The 20,547-nt window shown below is 52.2% G+C and carries 18 protein-coding genes; 10 read left to right on the top strand and 8 right to left on the bottom strand.

Annotation, left to right across the window (positions count from 1 at the left end; genetic code table 11):
- Window positions 1-140: 140 nt before the first annotated feature.
- Complete coding sequence (gene tolC / locus AAF463_RS16425) at window positions 141-1,613, bottom strand: outer membrane channel protein TolC (protein WP_192236273.1); 1,473 nt, start codon at window positions 1,611-1,613, stop codon at window positions 141-143.
- On the bottom strand, window positions 1,610-1,801 hold the full coding sequence (locus AAF463_RS16420) for a hypothetical protein (protein ID WP_225614418.1): 192 nt from the start codon (window positions 1,799-1,801) through the stop codon (window positions 1,610-1,612). Before AAF463_RS16420 ends, tolC begins: the two co-directional genes overlap by 4 nt.
- A 25-nt stretch (window positions 1,802-1,826) precedes the next feature.
- On the opposite strand from AAF463_RS16420, the gene nudF reads away from it, so the two are divergent.
- From nudF to parE, 5 genes are read left to right on the top strand one after another with little or no spacing between them, the layout of a single operon-like run.
- Entirely contained in the window at window positions 1,827-2,462 is a 636-nt protein-coding gene (gene nudF / locus AAF463_RS16415; RefSeq protein ID WP_101762996.1) for an ADP-ribose diphosphatase, read from the top strand.
- Window positions 2,459-2,884, top strand: a complete 426-nt coding sequence (locus AAF463_RS16410; RefSeq protein ID WP_008103400.1) for a DUF1249 family protein — start codon at window positions 2,459-2,461, stop codon at window positions 2,882-2,884. Before nudF ends, AAF463_RS16410 begins: the two co-directional genes overlap by 4 nt.
- Before the next feature lie 44 nt (window positions 2,885-2,928).
- Entirely contained in the window at window positions 2,929-3,756 is an 828-nt protein-coding gene (gene cpdA / locus AAF463_RS16405) for a 3',5'-cyclic-AMP phosphodiesterase (protein ID WP_192236279.1), read from the top strand.
- A 3-nt stretch (window positions 3,757-3,759) separates the two neighbouring features.
- Window positions 3,760-4,341 (top strand): esterase YqiA, encoded by a 582-nt coding sequence (yqiA, locus tag AAF463_RS16400; protein WP_101762998.1) that lies wholly within the window; start codon window positions 3,760-3,762, stop codon window positions 4,339-4,341.
- Between the two features lie 46 nt (window positions 4,342-4,387).
- Entirely contained in the window at window positions 4,388-6,283 is a 1,896-nt protein-coding gene (gene parE, locus AAF463_RS16395) for a DNA topoisomerase IV subunit B (protein WP_110867305.1), read from the top strand.
- 29 nt (window positions 6,284-6,312) lie between these two features.
- Here parE and AAF463_RS16390 read toward each other — a convergent pair whose 3' ends face one another.
- A complete protein-coding gene (locus tag AAF463_RS16390; RefSeq protein ID WP_350261118.1) occupies window positions 6,313-7,788 on the bottom strand; it encodes a tetratricopeptide repeat protein in 1,476 nt (491 codons plus the stop codon).
- A 92-nt stretch (window positions 7,789-7,880) separates the two neighbouring features.
- On the opposite strand from AAF463_RS16390, the gene AAF463_RS16385 reads away from it, so the two are divergent.
- The 4 genes from AAF463_RS16385 to AAF463_RS16370 all read left to right on the top strand — a co-directional run bounded on the left by AAF463_RS16385 (window position 7,881) and on the right by AAF463_RS16370 (window position 15,532).
- Window positions 7,881-8,780 carry a LysR substrate-binding domain-containing protein gene (locus AAF463_RS16385; protein ID WP_217549709.1) on the top strand — a complete coding sequence of 300 codons (900 nt, stop codon included), beginning with the start codon at window positions 7,881-7,883 and terminating at the stop codon, window positions 8,778-8,780.
- A 266-nt stretch (window positions 8,781-9,046) separates the two neighbouring features.
- Window positions 9,047-11,251: an Ig-like domain-containing protein gene (locus AAF463_RS16380; protein ID WP_350261117.1), complete on the top strand. Its 2,205-nt coding sequence runs from the start codon at window positions 9,047-9,049 to the stop codon at window positions 11,249-11,251.
- 67 nt (window positions 11,252-11,318) lie between these two features.
- On the top strand, window positions 11,319-12,191 hold the full coding sequence (locus AAF463_RS16375; protein WP_101763003.1) for an OmpA family protein: 873 nt from the start codon (window positions 11,319-11,321) through the stop codon (window positions 12,189-12,191).
- A gap of 206 nt (window positions 12,192-12,397) precedes the next feature.
- Window positions 12,398-15,532, top strand: a complete 3,135-nt coding sequence (locus AAF463_RS16370) for an Ig-like domain-containing protein (protein WP_350261116.1) — start codon at window positions 12,398-12,400, stop codon at window positions 15,530-15,532.
- A gap of 85 nt (window positions 15,533-15,617) precedes the next feature.
- Here AAF463_RS16370 and AAF463_RS16365 read toward each other — a convergent pair whose 3' ends face one another.
- Together AAF463_RS16365 and AAF463_RS16360 are read right to left on the bottom strand one after the other, a co-directional pair.
- Window positions 15,618-15,926, bottom strand: a complete 309-nt coding sequence (locus tag AAF463_RS16365) for a putative quinol monooxygenase (RefSeq protein ID WP_008103384.1) — start codon at window positions 15,924-15,926, stop codon at window positions 15,618-15,620.
- 31 nt (window positions 15,927-15,957) lie between these two features.
- Entirely contained in the window at window positions 15,958-16,536 is a 579-nt protein-coding gene (locus AAF463_RS16360; protein ID WP_008103382.1) for an NAD(P)H-dependent oxidoreductase, read from the bottom strand.
- 163 nt (window positions 16,537-16,699) lie between these two features.
- On the opposite strand from AAF463_RS16360, the gene AAF463_RS16355 reads away from it, so the two are divergent.
- The gene (locus tag AAF463_RS16355) at window positions 16,700-17,464 is read left to right on the top strand and encodes a transporter substrate-binding domain-containing protein (protein WP_101763005.1); all 765 of its coding nucleotides are present in this window, start codon (window positions 16,700-16,702) and stop codon (window positions 17,462-17,464) included.
- A gap of 138 nt (window positions 17,465-17,602) precedes the next feature.
- Here AAF463_RS16355 and AAF463_RS16350 read toward each other — a convergent pair whose 3' ends face one another.
- The 3 genes from AAF463_RS16350 to AAF463_RS16340 form a co-directional block, all read right to left on the bottom strand.
- On the bottom strand, window positions 17,603-18,466 hold the full coding sequence (locus AAF463_RS16350; RefSeq protein WP_101763006.1) for a ketose-bisphosphate aldolase: 864 nt from the start codon (window positions 18,464-18,466) through the stop codon (window positions 17,603-17,605).
- Between the two features lie 128 nt (window positions 18,467-18,594).
- Complete coding sequence (locus AAF463_RS16345) at window positions 18,595-19,446, bottom strand: class II fructose-bisphosphate aldolase (RefSeq protein ID WP_101763007.1); 852 nt, start codon at window positions 19,444-19,446, stop codon at window positions 18,595-18,597.
- Between the two features lie 9 nt (window positions 19,447-19,455).
- A complete protein-coding gene (locus tag AAF463_RS16340) occupies window positions 19,456-20,547 on the bottom strand; it encodes a PTS fructose transporter subunit IIC (protein WP_101763008.1) in 1,092 nt (363 codons plus the stop codon).

The raw sequence follows: 20,547 nt of genomic DNA, 5'->3' as shown, positions 1-20,547 counted from the left end.
TATTTTCATCCTGTGCCCAAAGGTGGGGTAAGGATAGGGGATGAGCGGTGGAAAATGAAGCGCGAAGCCAGATGGGGAAAGGATCTTTACGTAGCTATACGATTGAATGCGAAAGGGGCCGCATACGGCCCCCTGGGGAATTAATTACCGAATGGATTTCCGCTGCTGCGTGCGGCAGCTGGACGGGCTTGTGCGGCGGCTGAAGGCGATGAAGCTTTCGGACCGTTATCCACACGCGCGGCCTGCTGGTTATTCTCCGGCGCCACCACTTCAGGTGTCGTTGTGATCTCTTTGCCCAGCGTGCTGTTCAGCTGCTGCAGATCCTGCTCGTTCAGCGTACCCAGCGCATATTTGATATTCAGCTGGTTGATCAGATAGCTATAACGCGCATCAGAAAGCTGCTGTTTAGCATTGAACAGCGTGGTGGTCGCATCCAGCACATCGACGATGGTACGCGTACCGACCTGATACCCGGCTTCCATCGCATCCAGTGAGCTTTGTGCAGAGACAACGGCTTGCTTATAAGCATCAATGCTGCTGATAGAGGCATTCACGTTATTGAATGATGAACGTACCGTCTGAACCGCACTGCGATGTGCGCCTTCCAGCTGTTCGCTGGCCGCGACATAGTTGTACTGCGCCTGTTTCACCTGCGAGGTGACCGAGCCGCCGCTGTAAAGTGGCATGGTGAAGCTCAAGCCAACCTGGTTAGAACCGGTGATGGAATCGGTGCTGCCAGCGCTCTGATTGGCGCGACTGCCGCCATATTTGCTATTCGACATACCGGTTGAGGCGGTCAAATCCAGCGTTGGCATGTGGCCGGTTTCGGCTGAACGAATCTGTTCACGCGCCAGATCCTGGCTCAGACGCGCAGACAGCAAGGTCAGGTTGCGGCTTTCCGCTTCTTTCAGCAGGCTGGCAACAGCATCTGGACGCGCGGTTTTGAAACGATCGATATTCAATGAAGCCAGCGACAGATAATCCATGCCGGTAATCTGACGCAGCGATTCCACCGCATTATCGAGGTTGTTACGTGCGGTCACTTCGTTAGCCAGCACGGTGTCATACTGTGCACGGGCGTTTTGCACGTCAGTAATCGCGACCAAACCCACGTTAAAGCGCTGCGTGGTTTGATCCAGTTCGCGGTAGATAGATTGTTTCTGTGCTTCGGTGTAAGAAAGCGTGTCGATTGCCTTTAACACGTTAAAATAGGCAGTCGCCGTGTTAAGAATCAGGTCTTGCTGAGCAACCTGATAGGTAACATCTTGAATACCAGCCTGTTTTTCCTGCAGCGACAGCGCACGCCATTTCGACATATCGAAAATAGTTTGAGTTAATTGCAGAGAGGCGCTGGTCGTGTTGGAATGAAGTCCGCTGCTGTCACGGTAGCCATTGTTATAAGTGTAATCTGCGCCCAAGCCTAACTGTGGCAATAAAGGACTACGCGCTTCATTGATTTTCTCAAATGCAGCGTCGCGGTTAGCGGCAGAAGATCGCAGATCGGGGTTGCTAAGGCGCGCCTGCTGATAGACCTGCAACAGGTTTTCTGCCTGGCTGGCAAGGCTGAATCCGCCCAGAGTCAGCCCAATAAAAAGTGGGAGCAGTTTTTTCATTTGCATTCCTTTTGTTGCAGCAAAATGCACTGGTAGTGCTGCAGGTAAGCCAAAAAAATAATCGCCGATTCTACAGAGGCGGCGTCAGAGATAAGTTGGCTGAACGTGCCTTCTTCCCCTAATTTACGTAAATAATTCAAAAAGAACCACTCGGACGGAGCGGTAGACTTGGCTTTTCTTTGCTCCATCCCAATCTGCATAAGGAATCAGACGATGGCGAGTGAAAAAAAATCCCCTGTGACTTTCACAAAAAACGATGTAGAAATTATTGCACGCGAAACGCGTTACGATGGTTTTTTTTCCATCGTCAGCTACCGTTTCCGCCACCGTCGTTTTAATGGCGAAATGAGTGGTGAAGTGGTGCGCGAAGTTTTTGAGCGCGGACACGCCGCCGTGCTGCTACCCTATGATCCCTTGCGTGATGAAGTGGTACTGATCGAACAGATCCGCATTCCCGCTTTTGATTCCAGCCCAACGCCCTGGCTGCTGGAAATGGTGGCTGGCATCATCGAACCTGGCGAAACACCAGAAGATGTCGCACGACGTGAGGCGGTAGAAGAGGCGGGCCTTAAGGTTGGCCGCGTCAAACCGATAGTGAATTACTTAGCCAGCCCCGGCGGAACGTCTGAACGTTTATCGGTGCTGGTGGGCGAAGTGGATGCCAGCCTGGCAGAGGGAAATCACGGGCTGGAGGAAGAGAATGAGGATATTCTTGTCCATGTGGTGAGCCGCGAACAAGCTTATCGCTGGGTGGAAGAGGGGATTATTGATAACGCGGCATCTGTCATCGCCTTGCAATGGCTGGCGTTGCACCATGAAAAACTACGACAAGAGTGGAAGCTAAAATGAAACAGCGCTATACCCCTGACTTTCCCGAAATGATGCGCCTGTGCGAAACCAATTTCGCCCAGCTGCGTCGCCTGCTGCCGCGTAATGACGAGGCAGGCGCATCGGTGATTTATCAGGTGAATGGCGCCAGCTATCAGCTCACCATCGAAGAATCGACGCGCTACACCACGCTGGTGGAAGTGCGTCAGGTGGCGCCCGCCGTGAGTTACTGGAGCCTGCCTTCTATGTCGGTGCGGCTCTACCATGATGCGATGGTCGCTGAAGTGTGTTCCACTAAACAGATCTACCGATTTAAAGCGCGCTATGATTATCCTAATAAAAAACTGCATCAGCGCGATGAAAAACATCAGATTAACCAGTTCCTTGCGGATTGGTTGCGTTACTGCTTAGCGCACGGCGCTGTGGCAGTACCGGTTTGCTGATAGCGTAAAAAACGCAACGATGGCGTGGAGATTAAGGAAACGCTTTGGATAGCCTGCTAACTCTTCCTGCGCAAGATGGGTCTGATATCAGGATTTTACAAATCACGGATACCCATCTTTTCGCCGGAAAACATCAATCGCTGCTTGGGGTAAATACCTGGTCGAGTTTTGATGCGGTACTGGATGCTATTGAAGTACAACAGCGCCAGTATGATCTGATTATCGCCACTGGCGATCTCGCTCAGGATCACACCGTCGAAGCTTACCAACACTTTGTAGCAGGCATTAATCGTCTGCCAAAACCTTGCGTCTGGTTGCCGGGAAATCACGATTTTCAGCCGGCAATGGTGGATACGCTGGCTGACGCGGGCATCAAATCTGACAAGCACGTTCTTTTGGGCGATCACTGGCAACTGGTGCTGCTGGATAGCCAGGTATTTGGTGTGCCACACGGCATGTTGAGCGAATACCAGCTGGAGTGGCTGCACACCGCACTGAGCAAGTACCCAGAACGCCACACTTTGGTACTACTGCATCATCACCCGCTGGCTTCCGGATGTACGTGGTTAGATCAGCACAGCTTGCGCAATCCGCATCAGCTGGAAGCGGTACTGCAGCACTTCCCACGCGCACGCAATCTGGTGTGCGGCCATATTCATCAGGAGCTCGATCTCGACTGGCATGGTCGCCGCGTGATGGCTTCACCATCAACCTGCGTCCAGTTCAAACCGCATTGCACTAACTTCACCATTGATACGCTGGCGCCGGGCTGGCGTTGGCTTACCTTGCAGCCCGACGGCTCGCTGCAGACCGAAGTTAACCGCCTGCAAAGTGACATGTTCCGCCCCGATCTTGATTCCGAGGGCTACTAAGCAATGGCGGCGCTGATCTATCTGCATGGCTTCAACAGTTCCCCGCAATCGGCGAAAGCCACGCAGCTGCAGCAGTGGCTCAACGAACAGCATCCGCATATTAATGTGATGGTGCCGCAACTACCGACGTTTCCGTCTGAAGCCGCCAGCATGCTGGAAGATCTGGTGATGCAATATGCCGGTGAACCGCTGGGATTGGTGGGATCGTCGCTGGGCGGCTATTTTGCTACTTGGCTGTCGCAGTGTTTTATGTTGCCAGCGGTGGTGGTTAATCCCGCCGTACGGCCGTTTGAGCTGTTAGTGGATTACCTCGGCGAAAACCGTAATCCCTACACCGGCCAGCAATATGTGTTAGAGTCTCGCCACATTTACGATCTGAAAGTAATGCAGATTGACCCTCTTGAAGCGCCCGATTTACTCTGGCTGCTGCAACAAACCGGCGATGAAATACTCGATTATCGCCAGGCGCTGGAGTATTACAGCGCATGCCGCCAGACGGTTGAAGAGGGCGGCAATCATGCCTATATCGGATTCGAACGCCATTTCGCACAGATCGTTGATTTTCTGGGATTAAACGCCCAGTGACCTTGCGAAGTGGGGCCATTTTCCTATTGCTAATCAGACATTTACGATGAGCCAATCAAGCTATAATGCCGATGCCATTGAGGTCCTGACCGGCCTTGAACCGGTGCGTCGTCGTCCGGGGATGTACACCGATACCACGCGCCCGAACCACCTGGGCCAGGAGGTGATCGATAACAGCGTCGATGAGGCGCTGGCCGGTCACGCTAAACGCGTGGAAGTCATTCTTCATGCCGACCAGTCGCTGGAAGTTATTGATGATGGTCGTGGCATGCCAGTGGATATCCATCCGGAAGAAGGCGTGCCAGCGGTTGAGCTGATTCTTTGTCGCCTGCATGCGGGCGGCAAATTCTCCAACAAAAACTATCAGTTCTCAGGCGGCTTGCACGGCGTCGGGATCTCGGTGGTTAACGCCTTGTCGAAGCGCGTGGAAGTTACCGTGCGACGTAACGGCGAAATCTACCAGATTGCCTTCGAAAATGGCGACAAGGTGCAGGATCTTACGGTTACCGGCACCGTCGGTAAACGCAATACCGGTACCAGCGTGCACTTCTGGCCAGATGAAAGCTTCTTTGATAGCCCGCGTTTCTCGGTTTCTCGTTTATCACATCTGTTAAAAGCCAAAGCCGTGCTTTGTCCGGGCGTTGAAATTGTTTTTAAAGACAAGGTCAACGACACCGAACAAACCTGGATGTATCAGGATGGCCTGACCGATTACCTGTGTGAAGCGGTTGACGGCTTACCCACGCTGCCGGAAAAACCCTTTGTAGGCAGTTTTGCAGGCGATGTGGAAGCAGTGGATTGGGCGCTGCTGTGGCTGCCGGAAGGCGGAGAGCTGCTAACAGAAAGCTACGTTAACCTGATCCCAACCATGCAAGGCGGCACGCACGTCAACGGTTTGCGTCAGGGCTTGCTGGATGCCATGCGCGAGTTTTGCGAATACCGCAATATTCTGCCGCGCGGCGTGAAGCTGTCGGCAGAAGATATCTGGGATCGCTGTGCGTATGTGCTGTCGGTGAAGATGCAGGATCCACAGTTTGCCGGTCAGACTAAAGAGCGCCTGTCGTCGCGTCAGTGTGCGGCATTCGTCTCAGCGGTGGTCAAAGATGCCTTCAGCCTGTGGCTGAATCAAAACGTGCAGGCGGCTGAAATGCTGGCGGAGCTGGCGATCTCCAGCGCGCAGCGCCGCATGCGCGCCGCGAAGAAAGTGGTGCGTAAAAAACTCACCAGCGGCCCGGCGCTGCCGGGCAAACTGGCTGACTGCACCGCACAAGATTTGAACAAAACCGAGCTGTTCCTCGTCGAAGGGGATTCTGCGGGCGGATCCGCCAAGCAAGCGCGCGATCGTGATTATCAGGCGATCATGCCGCTGAAAGGTAAGATCCTCAATACCTGGGAAGTCTCTTCGGACGAAGTGCTGGCCTCACAGGAAGTGCATGATATTTCAGTGGCGATCGGTATCGATCCTGACAGCGAAGATCTGAGCCAGCTGCGTTACGGCAAAATCTGTATCCTCGCGGATGCGGACTCCGATGGTCTGCACATTGCCACGCTGCTGTGCGCGCTGTTTGTGAAGCATTTCCGTACGTTGGTGCAACACGGCCATGTTTATGTGGCGATGCCGCCGCTTTATCGCATCGATCTTGGCAAAGAAGTCTACTATGCCCTGGATGAAGACGAGAAAGAGGGCGTGCTCGAGCAGTTGAAGCGCAAGAAAGGTAAGCCGAACGTGCAGCGTTTTAAGGGCTTGGGTGAAATGAATCCGCTGCAGCTGCGCGAAACCACGCTTGATCCGAATACGCGTCGTCTGGTGCAATTGACGATCAGCGATGAGGATGTCGATCAAACCCTACGCGTGATGGACATGCTGCTGGCGAAGAAACGCTCGGAAGACCGCCGCAACTGGCTGCAAGAGAAAGGCGATTTAGCCGACCTCGAAGTGTAAAAAAACAGGGACGCCGCGGCGTCCCTGTTTTATTGCTGCTGTAATGCCTGTTTAATCCGCGTAATAACCGTGCTCCACGCTTCATCCTGCCCGCGCCCAAACAATCTCATTTGCGGATACCACGGCGATTCATCGCGATTTTCCAACCAGCGCCAGTCTCGCGCCCAGGCGGGAAGTAATACCCAGCAAGGTATCCCCATCGCCCCTGCTAAGTGGATCACCGACGTATCTACACCAATCACCAAATCCAGTTGTGAAATGACCGCGGCGGTATCCTGATAATCAGTGAATTGGGCACCAAGCGGCTGTATGTGTGGGAAGTCAGCGATTTCCTCTTCACCTGCACCTTTTTGCAAGCTAATCCAGTTGATATCAGGCAGGTCAAATAAAGGTGCAAACTGTGAAAGGTGCGCAAGCGATCGTTGGCTATCATTCTTATGCCCGCTGGCGCCTTTCCATACGATACCAATTTTTTTCCCGTTCCCCTTAATCGGCCACCTCGCCTGTTGTTCTGCAGAGCTAAACAGATAGGGATGATGCGCGCTAAAGGGCTGTGTTGAGTTGAGGAAGTGCTGCGGTAAATCCAGTAGAGAGCACCAGTAATCTGCCGGTGGCAACGTGTGTTGTACATCTTCCCGTGTCAGATAATTATCAAGGTGCGGCAGCGTAACCATTAACGATTTTAAGGATTTGCTACCCAGCATGATCACTTTTATCGCATGCTTTTCAGTTTTAACGCGTGTGAGATAACGACAGAATTGAATTTCGTCCCCCATGCCTTGCTCGGTCCTTACCAACAGCGTTTTACCGCGCAGATCCTCTCCTTGCCAGTAGCGAATAGGGAGTTTCGGTAAGGTAAAGAAGCGATCGGGATTATCGGACGCATAACGCGCCTGATAGTTAGACCAGCCAGCAGCGAAGTTGCCTTGTTGTAGCTGAACCATGCCGAGCGAATTTCGGCAACGTTGATCGGCGTCACGCACTTGCAATACTTGCTGCATCTGACTTTCTGCTTCTTGTAGCTGGCCCATGTGCGCTAGCAACGTACTTATGCCATAGCGGGCTTCGGTATAATCAGGCTGGCTTTGCAGCGCCAATCGATACTGATCTAAAGCAAGGTGATAGCGCTGCTGTTTATGCAGCAAAATAGCGTAGTTATTGTGACAGGCGGCATAGCCCATATGTGATTGCAGCGCAGCCTGATAACAGGCTTCCGCCTCGCTCCAGCACCCGGCGTCATAATGGGTTAGGCCAAGACCGTTGAGTAATCCCGCATCTGTTGGCGCAAGTTTTAGCGCCCGCTGATAATAGCGCTGCGCCGTATCCAGATCGCCGTTGCGCCGGGCAAGCCGTGCGGCTTCATGAAGGAACCAGCCATCGTAGGGAGCAAGCGTCAGGTGTGCCCGAATCTTACGCCAGGCTTCTTCCTGTCGCCCTTGCTGCAGCAACTGGGTTACCGCTTGTTGCTGACGTAAATCGTTAGCCACCCGAGGTTTATGGCGCATTGTGATATCCTGCCGCTAATAAAGTGACGTAATTTAAGCCAAAAGTGTCAGAAACCGCGCTAAGACAGGTCTCGATCTTTGAGGATGGGAATTTGAAAATAACACTGGAAGAGTTACGTGCCTGGGTTGCGGTGGTGGATACCGGATCAATCACATCAGCCGCAGAGCAGTTAGATCAAACCAGCTCTGGCGTGAGCCGTGCGCTTAGCCGGCTGGAAGGTAAGCTGCAAACCACCTTAATGCATCGCACCACGCGTCGCCTGGCATTGACCGAAGAGGGGCTGATTTTTCTCGATCATGCGCGGCAGATTCTGGCGTCGGTTGAACAGGCGGAAGAACTGATCGCGCAGCGCCGGGACATTCCTTCTGGACGCTTACGCGTCAATGCCAATACGCCATTTACCCTGCACGTCATTGTGCCGCTGGTGGCGGAGTTTCGTCAGCGCTACCCGCTGATTCAGCTGGAATTAAACACCGACGATATTGTGATCGATCTGCTGGAGCAGCAAACGGACATCGCCATTCGCATCGGCGAGCTGCGCGATTCGACGCTGCGTGCGCGTGTGCTCGGAAGCAGCGCCATACGCCTGTTAGCCAGCCCAGATTATCTTGAAAAGTTTGGTGTACCGGAAAATGTTGATGCACTGGCGAACCATCAGCTGTTGGGGTTCAGTCAGCTTGATGTACACAACGTCTGGCCGGTTTGGCAGCGCGAAGGCGAGTTCCTGCGCATCAAACCTACGCTGTCCGCCTCCAGTGGTGAAACATTGCGTCAACTGGCTTTAGCTGGGCAAGGTATCGTACGTTTATCCGATTTTGTCAGCCGTGAAGATCGCAAAAGTGGGCGTCTGGTACAGGTTTTAGCAACGGAAACCCGTGAACAGCGTTTACCCATCCACGCGGTCTATTATCGCAATCAATCCCTTACCTCGCGCATTACCTGTTTTCTGAGTTTTTTACGCGAAAAAATTCAGGAAAATCATCTGTTATAGTCTTGTTCCTGCTCGATTATTTACCCTTCATCTTCATATCTTTATTCATAAAAACGCTTTAATTCATATAGTTAATTAACTAATAACTTTTCTGTCAATGTTGGGAAATTTTTTCTTTCCTAACGGGACGTTTCTTATGTCTCGGAAATCTCTCTTTCCCGATTATGTCGCTCACTTTGAGCCCGCACAGGTGGGTTAAGCCAGGGAGATTGTTGCGCTTGTACACAATCGCACAATCAAAATCTAATGTACGGAAGGGATTAAACATGAACGTTTCGCCCGTGAGTGTTGCGGTTATTGATAAAAAAACAATAACGAAAGCGGAAGCATTGCGTGTAGGTAAAGACGGTAAAGCTGCAAAAGTTCAGGCTATTACCAACGGCAAATATTTGCTGACCCAGGGTAATGACGGCGTTGCACCAGAAAACATTACCGTTAAGCGTGTCGGGAAAGATTTGCTGGTGATGCTGGAAGGATCCGACGCCAGCGAACCAGATCTGATTATCGAAGACTTTTTTGCTAAATCAGGTGCTTTAGTTGGTAAAGCTGAAGATGGCGCCATGCATGAATACGTCGCTACCGATGGTGATGCCGATCACGATGCTGCCGCATTGGCTGATGGCGAAACCACCGCATTAGCGCTTGGAGAGAGCACGGTTGATACCGATTCTGGTTTCATGCTGGCCTCAGGATTTGAATGGTCCCCGGCGTTGATCGCTTTAGGCGGATTGGCGGCTATCGCTGCGGCCGCCGGCCTGGGCTACGTGGCAGCCAAAGAGCAGTATCAGGATAAAAACGCTCACGAAAACGGCAGCAGCGATCAAAATGGTGAGGACAACGGGAAGGGCGGTGATGGCGGCGGTGATGGCGGCGGTAAAGGTGGCGGCGACAGCGGCGGCGGCAATGTAAACGTCCCGGTAGTTAACGGCCTGTATGACGACGTGGGCAGCATTACCGGATTGATCGCGAAAGGCGGCCGTACCGATGACACCACGCCGACACTGAACGGCACGGGCACCAAAGGGAATGTCATTGAAATTTGGGATGGCAGCACAAAAATTGGTGAAACCACGGTTGGTGAAAACGGCACATGGTCCTTTACACCTGGTAAAGCATTGGGCGCCGGTAGCCACAGCATCACCACACGTGAACGCAATGAAAGTGGCGTAGTAGGCGATTCAAGCGAGGCCTGGAGCTTCGTTATCGATCTGACCGCCCCAGCCAAGGGCACCATTGGTAGCATGGTGGACGACAGCGTGAATCCGCCGAAAGAGATCGTGAAAGATGGCATCACCAAAGACAACACACCGACGCTGGCGGGTAAGGCCGAAGCGGGCGCTACCGTTGAAATCTGGAAAGATGGCCAGTTGCTGGGCACTGCCAAAGTAGACAGCGAGGGTAACTGGACCTACACCAGCCCGACGCTGTCAGAGGGTAAACATGATTTCAGCATCGTCGTCGTGGATGAAGTCGGGAATAAATCGCTGCCTTCCGAAGCCTGGATTATCGAGGTTGATACCGTAGCACCAGAAAATAAAGGCATTGGTGCCATCGCTGATGATGAAGGTAAGTTGATTGAAAATGGTGGCAAAACGCAAGACAGCACGCCAACCTTCTCTGGCGTCGGTGAAAAAGGCGACATCATTAAAATCATTGATAACGGCCAGGTTATCGGCAGCACCGTTGTAGACGACGAAGGAAAGTGGCAATTCACCCCAGAAAAAGCCATTGGTAATGGCGATCACGAATTCCAGATTATTGAAGTGGATCCAGCAGGTAATGAATCTGCGCCTTCAGAAAAAGTCATTATCGAAATTAACGATCCGAATAACCCTATTGATCCCGGCAAGGAAGTGATTCCGAATCCCGATGTACCGGTAACTGGCGCGGTTGACGACGTGTATCGTGATGAAATGTTGGATAACGGCGAAAAGTATTTTATCGGTAAACAGCCTATTGCTAACGGCGATGCGGTGAATGATTCAACGATTTTTGTGGGTGGATCCGGCAACGCGGGCGATATCGTTTATATCTGGCTCAGTGGAAGCAATAACCATTATTACCTCTCCTCTGTCGTAGATGAGAACGGGAAGTGGAGTATCGCCACGCCAGAGTTATCTGATGATGTTTACAAGATTGAAGCGGCATTTAAAAATGCTGAGGGCGTAGTAACAGCCAAAACTGAAGCTTTCGAAGTTGAGATCGATACGATTCCACCAGAACCCATCGATCCGGGCGATCTCTTCCCTGATCTACTCAGCCATGTTGAATTATCTGAGCTGCTCTCGGAAAACGGTGACACGTTATTCAATGAAGCGCAGGAAGAATCTGTATTACTCAATAATATTGATGAAAGCATTTTAAGTAATACGATTTTTGATGCGGATATTAAGAGTTCTGCAGTGGACGGCGTGATGTCTCTCGATATTACAGCTTTGAAGGATTTAGATATTCATTATTTATCTGAATAATTATCACATCATTGCGATTAATAGAATAAAAACAGGCGTCGTCTGGCGCCTGTTTTCTGGAGTTATAATGAAACTTAAAAAATATGCTATTGCCACGGTGCTTGCGTCATTGTCCATCAGCGCAACGCTCCAAGCGCAATCTAATTTTGGCAAAGCCTGGCAATCCATGCCTGCAGCGGCCTCAGAGCAAACCCGCATCGTTTATTATCGTGCTACAGACGATAATAATAACAAAGCAGCACACATCTATGTTGATGGCGAATTCCAAACGGCATTATTAACCGGTGGCTACACGGTGTTTTGCCTGAAACCGGGTGTACATTCATTGGGGAGCTATATCGATGATGCGCCGGGTTATCAGGGCAAGCAGCAACAGCCATGGCGCGATAATCTGGCGGCGGGCAAAACCTATTATATTATTGCCAGCCTTGACGGTTCTGGCCGTCCTCTGGTGATGGATAGCGAACAGGCTCAGCAGCAATTAGTAGGAACACGTCAGCAAACTCACTTGCTTTCCCGCGCGTCAGCGGTGGTGCCGTGCCAGCCTGGAACTACACAGTCTTATGATAATTATGAGTTTTCATCGGATTTGTTGTTTAATTTTGGTAGTGCGAGCAGTGCCGATATCTCCGCTCAGGGTCACAGCGCCATTCAACAATTTGCGACCTTGTTGAAAAGCAAAAATAAAGCCGAACAGCGCATTATAGTCACCGGCTTTACCGATCCGATTGGGGAGGAGGAAAGCAACATCAAGTTAGGTCAACGCCGCGCGGATGCAATCAAGAAATTATTGGTTAATAACGGGCTCGCGAGCGAGCATATTCATTCGCAAAGTATGGGTGAAAGTCAGGTCACGGCGCAGTGCACCGGCTCGCTGAAGCAGCAAAAAGCATGCTATCAAGGCGAACGTCGTGTAATTATCAGTGTGGAGAATAAATAGTTTTATCACTTTCTGAAAATTAACCAATGGTCTGATTTTTTAAAATTTAGACCATTTTTTTCGGCCGCCGGTTTTTATTAGTGATTTCGTTAAAAGACCATTAATTAAGACATGTCCTGTGTTGGTTATTTCACTAACTGGTCGAGAATACTTGCGTTCCGGGAGGGAACCGGAACACGAATCTAAATATTTAAAGGAATATATTCATGGCGAATAACAGTATTAATGAAATTAAAGAAATGAAAATCAGTACTATTACCGACAGAAATTTTGGTTGGAAAGATATACAAGTCGATCTCAAAGATGCCGGTGGTCGTGTTGAAATTCTTATTGATGGTGTGGTTTACAAAGCACCTATCGATGAAAATGGTAAGTGGTCTTTCACACCGCCAGCGGGCTGGGACGAAGGCTTACATACCGTGCAGGTGATCACCCTCGATAAAGCGGGTAACCGCTCACCATCAAATTCAAATTCCTTTATTGTTAATCTGGATACCCAGGCCCCAGAAGCGCCAGAAATCTGGCGTGTGGTAGACAACACTGGCAGCAATAAAGGTAATTTGAATCCGGGCGAAATCACCGACGAACACAAGCCAGTCATTTCAGGCGTAGCGGAGCCGGGCGCGATCGTTTACCTGTATGACAACGGTGGAAAAGATCCGATTGCGTCAGTCAAAGCCAATAGCATGGGGGCATGGACCATCACTCCAGAATTGGCTGATGGCGAACACAGCCTGACGGTAGTGGCTAAAGATGCGGGTAAACACGAAAGCCCAGCCTCTGCGCCATTCGTCGTCGTGGTTGAAGCGGGCGTGGTGGTCAAAGCCGAAGGCCCAACTTCAGAGTTGCAACAATCTGGAGAGTCAGTAGCTGATACGCATGATTTCGGCACATTTAAAAATGGCTGGGAGTCATATACCAAAAAGAACTACATTGATTACTCCGGTAAAGTTGAAGCGAATGCGGAAATTCAAGTTACCTTGAACAATGAAACGTATGTTCTTCGTGCTGACAATGAAGGCAACTGGAGCTTCAAATCCGAAGAGTTGCCAGATGGGATTTATTATTTTCAGACACGCGTTCGTGACAACGCTCATAACTGGGGTGCTCCAACTCAAATCATTCTGCATGTTGAAGCCGAAGCACCTGAAGCGCCGCAAATCCTGCGCGTCATTGACGATGAAGGGAATGTTGACCACTTAACTTCGGGTCAATACACCGACGATAAAAACCCAACGCTGTCTGGCGTGGCTAAGCCAGGCTCGCTGGTCTTCATTTACGGTGCGGATTCAGCACCGATCGGCAGCGTGAAAGCAGGTGGCGATGGCCGTTGGAGCTTCACACCGGAACTGACCACGGATGACACCTATATCTTCAACGTGGCGTATCAGGATCGCTACGGTCGTATGAGTCCGAAATCAGACAACTTCATCCTGAAACTGGATGCTACTGCACCTGAAGCGCCTTCACTGGAAGGTGTTTACGATGACGTAGGCCGCGTAACCGGTGAGCTGAAATCAGGCGATACCACTGACGACACCACCCTGTCGCTGTCGGGTAAAGCGGATGCCGGTTCCATTGTACGTATCTGGGATGGTGAAAAAGTAGTTGCAACCGTTATTGCCAACTCACGTGGTGAATGGTCTTACGAACTGGATGTCGCCGAGGGCAAACATGCACTGCGCGTAGATTCCGTCTCCAAAGGTGGTGCTGCTTCTGCTCCATCAGAAGAGTTCATTGTGATTGTTGATACCCAAACGCTGCCTCCGGCACAGATCGAAGAGATCGTTGCCAACAACGGTGCAGAAGAGCGTCCGCTGGTGAGCGGTGATGCTACCAACGATGATACCCCAGTGCTGCGCGGTTCAGGTGAAGAGGGTGAAATTGTTTATGTTTACGATAAAGATAAAGTCATTGGTTCTGCTACCGTAGGCAAAGATGGCAAATGGGAAATCGAGCTTGATCCACTGGAAGAAGGTTCGCATGAGCTGAAGATCAAAATCGAAGATCCAAAAACCGGCAAAAGTTCAGACTTCTCAGATCCGGTCACCATCGTGGTGGATTTGACTGCACCTGAAAAACCGGTTGCTCCGGGCATTGTCGATAACACCGGTGATGAGCAGGGCGTCATCCAGCCAGGCACGCCAACCGACGAAACCCAGCCGGAGTTCACCGGTGGCGGTGCTACGCCGGGCGACGTTGTGGAAATCATCATCATTGATAAAGATGGAAAAGAGCAGGTCATTGGTAGCGGCGTAGTCGACGAGAAAGGTGATTGGACCGTCACCCCAACCGATCCAATCGGTGATGGTGAGTACGACGTGGTGGTTGAAATTACCGATCCGGCGGGCAACACCTCCGATCGTTCCGATCCGATTGAACTGATTATCGATACCAAAATGCCGGGCGAAATCAAGGACTTCGAATTGTGGGATGACGTAGGTGTCATCACCGGTCAGATCCTCGATGGCGGCGTTACTGATGATAAATCGCCAACCGTGCGCGGTACCGGTGAAAACGGCTCTAAAGTCATTATCTATGATGGCGATAAGCAGATCGGTTCAGCAACCGTGGTTGATGGGAAATGGAGTTTTGATCTGCCTGCTCTGACGGAAGGTGCGCACAATATCCGCGTTCAACCTGTCAGCGCTTCAGGTGTGAAAGGCCCTATCAATGACGGCATCAACTTTGATGTGGATCTGACCGCGCCTCAGGCTGGTACATACACCGGTGGTACGTTCATTGACGTTGATGGCTATCCTCGTCCAATTGTTCCTGATATCAACGGTCAGGTCATGAAGCTGAACGGTACCGGTAAAGAAGATGGCACCGTGGTAGTGGTCTATGGCGATGCAGCGCGTACCGAAATTATTGGCAGCGCGGTGGTGACCAACGGCAAATGGACACTGGATACCAAAGAACTGGCTGAAGGTAGCTACCATATCTCCTTCGGTTACCGTGACGCGGCGGGTAATGAAGTGGCCGGTGAAGAATCGTTCGATGTGAACGTCGACGTTACTCCACCAGAGCCTATCGATCCAGGCGACCTGTTCCCAGACTCATTCAACGAAGCGCTGATGAGCATGTCACTGACGGATATTCTGTCCATGAGCGATGACTCGTTATTCATCGACAACGGTAAAACACAGTTGATGATTTCGGATTCTGCGCAGGAAGTGACCTTGCAAGACATCCTGCCGGAAGGTGAAGACGTGAATAACTGGAGCCAGGCAAATGGCACCGTAACCGTGGCAGGCGTTGAATATAACGTTTACCAGAACAACGGTGGCGTTGCTGAAGTGATGGTTCCACAGCACCTGCTGCAGGAACAACAGCACTAATTTCTGATTAGCTGCGAAACAAAAGCCCCGATCAAAAGATCGGGGCTTTTTTTATGCACGATATGTAACAACACAGTAAATTGACTTACTTAGCCGCTTCCAGCACCAGGATCTTCACATCGACCACTTCATCTTTAATCAACGCGCGATGCGCATCCATGTGTGGCATCTGCTGATGCTGCTCCAGATGACGCAGTGATTCCCACAGCTCCAGCATGAAAATGGAATCGGGTGAATTCTGTTTCCACGGCACTTGCGCCTGATGATCAACTAATGCGTCATATTGATGACAGCCATCTTCTTCCAGCACGGTAGGAATCAGCTGGTTAATCGCATCCAAAACCACCTGGCGACGGCCCGGTTTGACACAAATCTCTGCAACGACGGTTAACATAGTGCTTCCTCTTTTCCCTGGGTGCTTACAGTTAAGCAAAGATCTGGCTGAGATGAGTCCGATAACGTTCGATATCGCGCGGTACGTCCGGCATTTTAATCACATCGTTACAGATAAAGGTCGGCAAACCTTCCATACCGAGGAACTGGTTGGCCTTATGGAAGTGCAGATACAAACCGTCCACGCCCACGCCTTCAAAAAACTGCTCGGGATCGTTAAAGGCTTCCAGCGGAGCGTTCCAGGTCAATGACAGCATGTATTTCTTACCCTGAATCAGGCCGCCGGAGCCGTATTTTTTACCGGCATCGCTGCGTGTGCGGCCATCGCTGGCATACAGTGAACCGTGACCTTCGGTGAAGACATCATCGATATACTTTTTTACTGTCCACGGCTCGCCCATCCACCAGCCGGGCATTTGATAGATCACCACATCGCTGTCGAGGTATTTCTGCACTTCTTCTGCCACGTTGTAGTCGCTGTCGGCAATCGTTACCTGTACCTGATGACCAAGATCGCGCAACTGGCTGGCTGCGACGTCAGTTAAGGTATGGTTCAGTTCGCCTTTCGAATGGGCGAAGGTTTTGCCACCATCGATAATTAAAAAATTCATGTCATCCGCTCCGTTTCTCGTTAATGCCGCACACTCTACGCGCGCGCAGCAGCGAGAAAAATGCGTGATCGATCACAACACTTTTGCTAATAAAGCAATAATACGCAGGGTTATGAAACAATCCGTGAGCAAACCAACATCAACTCCCATAAAAGAAGAAAACATGAAAACCGCGATACTGAGTGCATTACTTATGGTGACGGGCGCTGCTCAGGCGCAATCCCACCTCGATGACATCCGCGCAAGCAAAACCTTAAAAGTCTGTACTACCGGTGATTACAAGCCATATAGCTATTTGCGCAGCGATGGCCAATACGAAGGATTGGATATCAGCATGGCGCAATCGCTGGCGGCAAGTCTGGGCGCAAAAGTGCAGTGGGTGCCAACCACATGGAAAACCCTGAGCGATGATTTTGTGGCCAAGCAGTGTGATATCGCATTGGGCGGCGTATCAGTCACCCTCAAGCGTCAGCAGATCGCCTGGTTTGCTCAGCCGCTCGGTGTCGATGGAAAAATTCCACTGGTGCGCTGTGCTGATAAAGCGAAATATCAGACGGTTGAACAGATTAACAAGGCGAGCGTGCGCGTGATCGAACCGGCGGGCGGCACTAACGAAGCCTTCGTGCACAGCCATCTGCCGCAGGCAACGCTGCAGCTGGCTGACAATGTGGGGATTTTCCAGCAGTTGGTGGATAACAAAGCGGACGTAATGATCACCGATGCGTCTGAAGCGCTGTTCCAGCAGCAGCATTATCCCGCGCTGTGCGCCATCAATCCGGACAAACCGATGCAGTACGGCGAGAAGGCCTACATGATCCCGCGCGATGATATGAGCTGGAAGTTGTATGTTGATCAGTGGCTGCATCTCAGCACCGCCACCGGCGAATACGCGCAGATTGCTAAACAATGGTTGGGTGCGACTAAATAACAAAAGAGCGCGATAAATCGCGCCGCTACAAATATGTGCGCGTGGCTGATTACCATACTTAATATCTGCACATACCGTAGCGGCGCAATTTATTGCGCATTGCCGAGCACGTTGAAGATGCCAGGCTTACTACTTAACTCAACGATACAAACTCGCCTTACCCAACCCGCCAAACAGATTCATTTTGTAGCGAATGACTTCCTTCGCCGCCGCAATGGCATCGGGATAAATCACATTCGGATCCCACCAGGTTTCGCGTGCCAGAATCTCGCGCAGCTTAGCGAAATAGGCGAACTTCATGTCGCTGGAAATATTGATTTTGCCCACGCCCAGCGTCACCGCTTCCGCGATCTCGGCATCCGGATTTGCTGAACCGCCGTGCAGCACCAGCGGAATAGTGGTGCGCTGCGCAATGTCTCTGAGGATATGCATCTGCAGCTCAGGCTTCATATCTTTCGGGTAGATGCCGTGCGCGGTGCCAATCGCTACCGCCAGCGTATCTACACCGGTGCGCTGCACGAAATCCTCTGCCTGCGCCGGTTCGGTGTAGATCACTTTACTCACGCCGCCTTCCACTGAAGTGCCGGTATCGCCGATGGTGCCGAGTTCACCTTCCACCGAAACGCCCACCGCATGCGCCAGTTTCACCACTTCTTTGGTCAGCGCCACGTTCTCTTCATAAGGCAGCAATGAACCATCGATCATCACTGAGGTAAAGCCGCATTGAATAGCGCGCAGCACCTGAGCAATGGACGCACCGTGATCGAGGTGGATGGTGAACGGCACTTTGCTTTTCAGCGTGCGCTCGCGCACATAGCCAAAGAACTCATCAGTGACAAACTCCAGCTCGCTTGGATGGATGGAAATGATCGCCGGCGTATGGGTAGCTTCAGCTTCTTCAACTACCGCGCGGATAAAGCAGCTGTCGGCCACGTTAAAAGCGCCAATCGCGTAGCGGTGTTCACGAGTCGGTGCCAACATCTCTTTCATTGAAATCAACATGTTAATATTTCCTCAGCGTGATGTTTACCGGAGCCGACGCATGCGCCGACCCGATAGTGGATATGAATGTGAAATTGATAATGCGACCTTGTGTCGCCATTCATGGCGAACACCAACCAACCTGATGACTAAACCTTGCCCGCCGATCCCGACCAGCTTAGGTACTCCGCCACCACTTCGCGGCAGGCGGACTCCATCAGCCCAAGCACATCGGCTAACTCAGCGTGAGGATGCTGCTTCAAGGCCTGTTCCACCGCCATTTTTCCGGCATCAAACACCGCCGCGCCGACGTTGATCTTAGCAACGCCAAACTCACTGACGCGGCGAATATCCTCAGCGGGCGTGCCCGATCCGCCGTGCAGCGCCAGCGGTCGCGAAGAAACCGCCTGCAACTCCTGCAAGCGCTGAAAGTCGATCTTTGGCTTCACACCCGCCGGATAAAGCCCGTGCGCGGTGCCAACCGAGATCGCCAGCAGGTCGATATCGGTCTGTTCGATAAACGGCAGCACATCGGCCACCTGCGTCATCTTCACTGAGGCATCAGCCAGTTCGTAGGTTGGCGCATCGGCGATATGTCCTAGCTCGCCCTCGACGCACACGCCGGCGGTATGCGCCATCTTCACCACGGCGGCGGTCTGGCGAATGTTCTCGGCGAGCGGTTCAGAAGAGGCATCGATCATCAAGCCGGTAAAACCGGCGCGAAACGCCTGACCAATCAGCGGGAACGCTTTGCCGTGATCGAGTGCCAGCGCCACCGGCACGCTGGCGGTCTCGGCCAGCGCACGCACTAACGGCACCGCGACAGCAGGCGGGAAGTGCGCGCTGTGTCCCTGATAAACATTGAGGATCAGCGGAGCACGCTGCTGCTCGGCGGCCTGAATGGCGGCGCGCGCGGTTTCAAGGTTGAAACAGTTGATCGCTAACACCGCATAGCGCTGTTGGGCGGCGGCCTGAATCAGGTCGTTCATCATGGCAAACATGGTGGCTCCTTATTCCAGAGTGAATTTGATCTCTTCATCGCGGACGCCGGGAGCTTCCACGTCATCGAACTCTTCATCCGCCTGCGTCACCGGCTTTTTCAATACCGACAGCATCACGCCGCACACTGTGGTGCCGATGCCGAGTGCCAAACAGAACAGCCAGGGTTTGGTGAACAGCGGCACCACAAACATGCCGCCGTGCGGCACCGGTGCGCCGACGCCCCACACCATAATCAGCCCACCGGCGATGGCGGAGGCCACCACGCAGCTGCCGACCACGCGGAACAGGTCGCGCGCTGCAATTGGAATCACGCCTTCGGTAATCATGCAGATGCCCATCGGGAAGGCGGCTTTTAGCGCCTCTTTTTCCGCTTTGGTATATTTGTTGCGGCTCAGCAGATAAGAGAGCGTGATGCCGAACGGCGGAATCATTGAGCCGACAAACTTCACCGCTTCCGGTCCGTAAATGCCATCAACCAGCATACCGTCGGCGAACAGCGACATGGTTTTATTCACCGGACCGCCGAAGTCGAAGGTGGCCATCGCGCCGAGGATCGCGCCCATCACAAATTTCGAACCGCCTTGCATCGACTCCAGTAGGGCAATCAGCGCCTTCTGCAGCCAGACAATCGGCTGGCCGATGAAGGTCATCATCAGCAGCCCGGCGATAATGGTGCTCAGCACCGGCAGCACCATAATCGGCATCAAGCCCTGCATCGATTTCGGCAACTTAATGGTGCGGCGCAGCAGCAGCACGGTGTAACCGACCAGAAAACCGCCGAAGATGCCGCCGATAAAGCCGGTACCGATCTGCCCGCAGATAAAACCGACGATCAGGCCAGGCGCGAAGCCGGGACGATCGGCAATCGAGTAAGCAATCGCCGCGCTGATCAGCGGCACAATCAGCCCCATGCCCCAACCGCCGATCTGATTCAGCATCCACGCGAGAGTGCCGGTCTGTTTACCGACATCCGGCCCGCCGATCACCTGGCCGAGCGCGATGCAGATCCCGGCGGCGACGATCAGCGGGATCATCCACGAGATCCCGGTAAGCAAATGCCCTTTGATCTCCTGGCCGTACTGACGTTTGTTGTCACTCAT

This window comes from Pantoea sp. BJ2, from assembly GCF_040255075.1.
In the GTDB taxonomy this organism is placed as follows: Bacteria; Pseudomonadota; Gammaproteobacteria; order Enterobacterales; family Enterobacteriaceae; genus Pantoea; species Pantoea leporis.
Note: the sequence above shows the minus strand (reverse complement) of the source record. Positions and strands in the feature narration are given on the sequence as shown.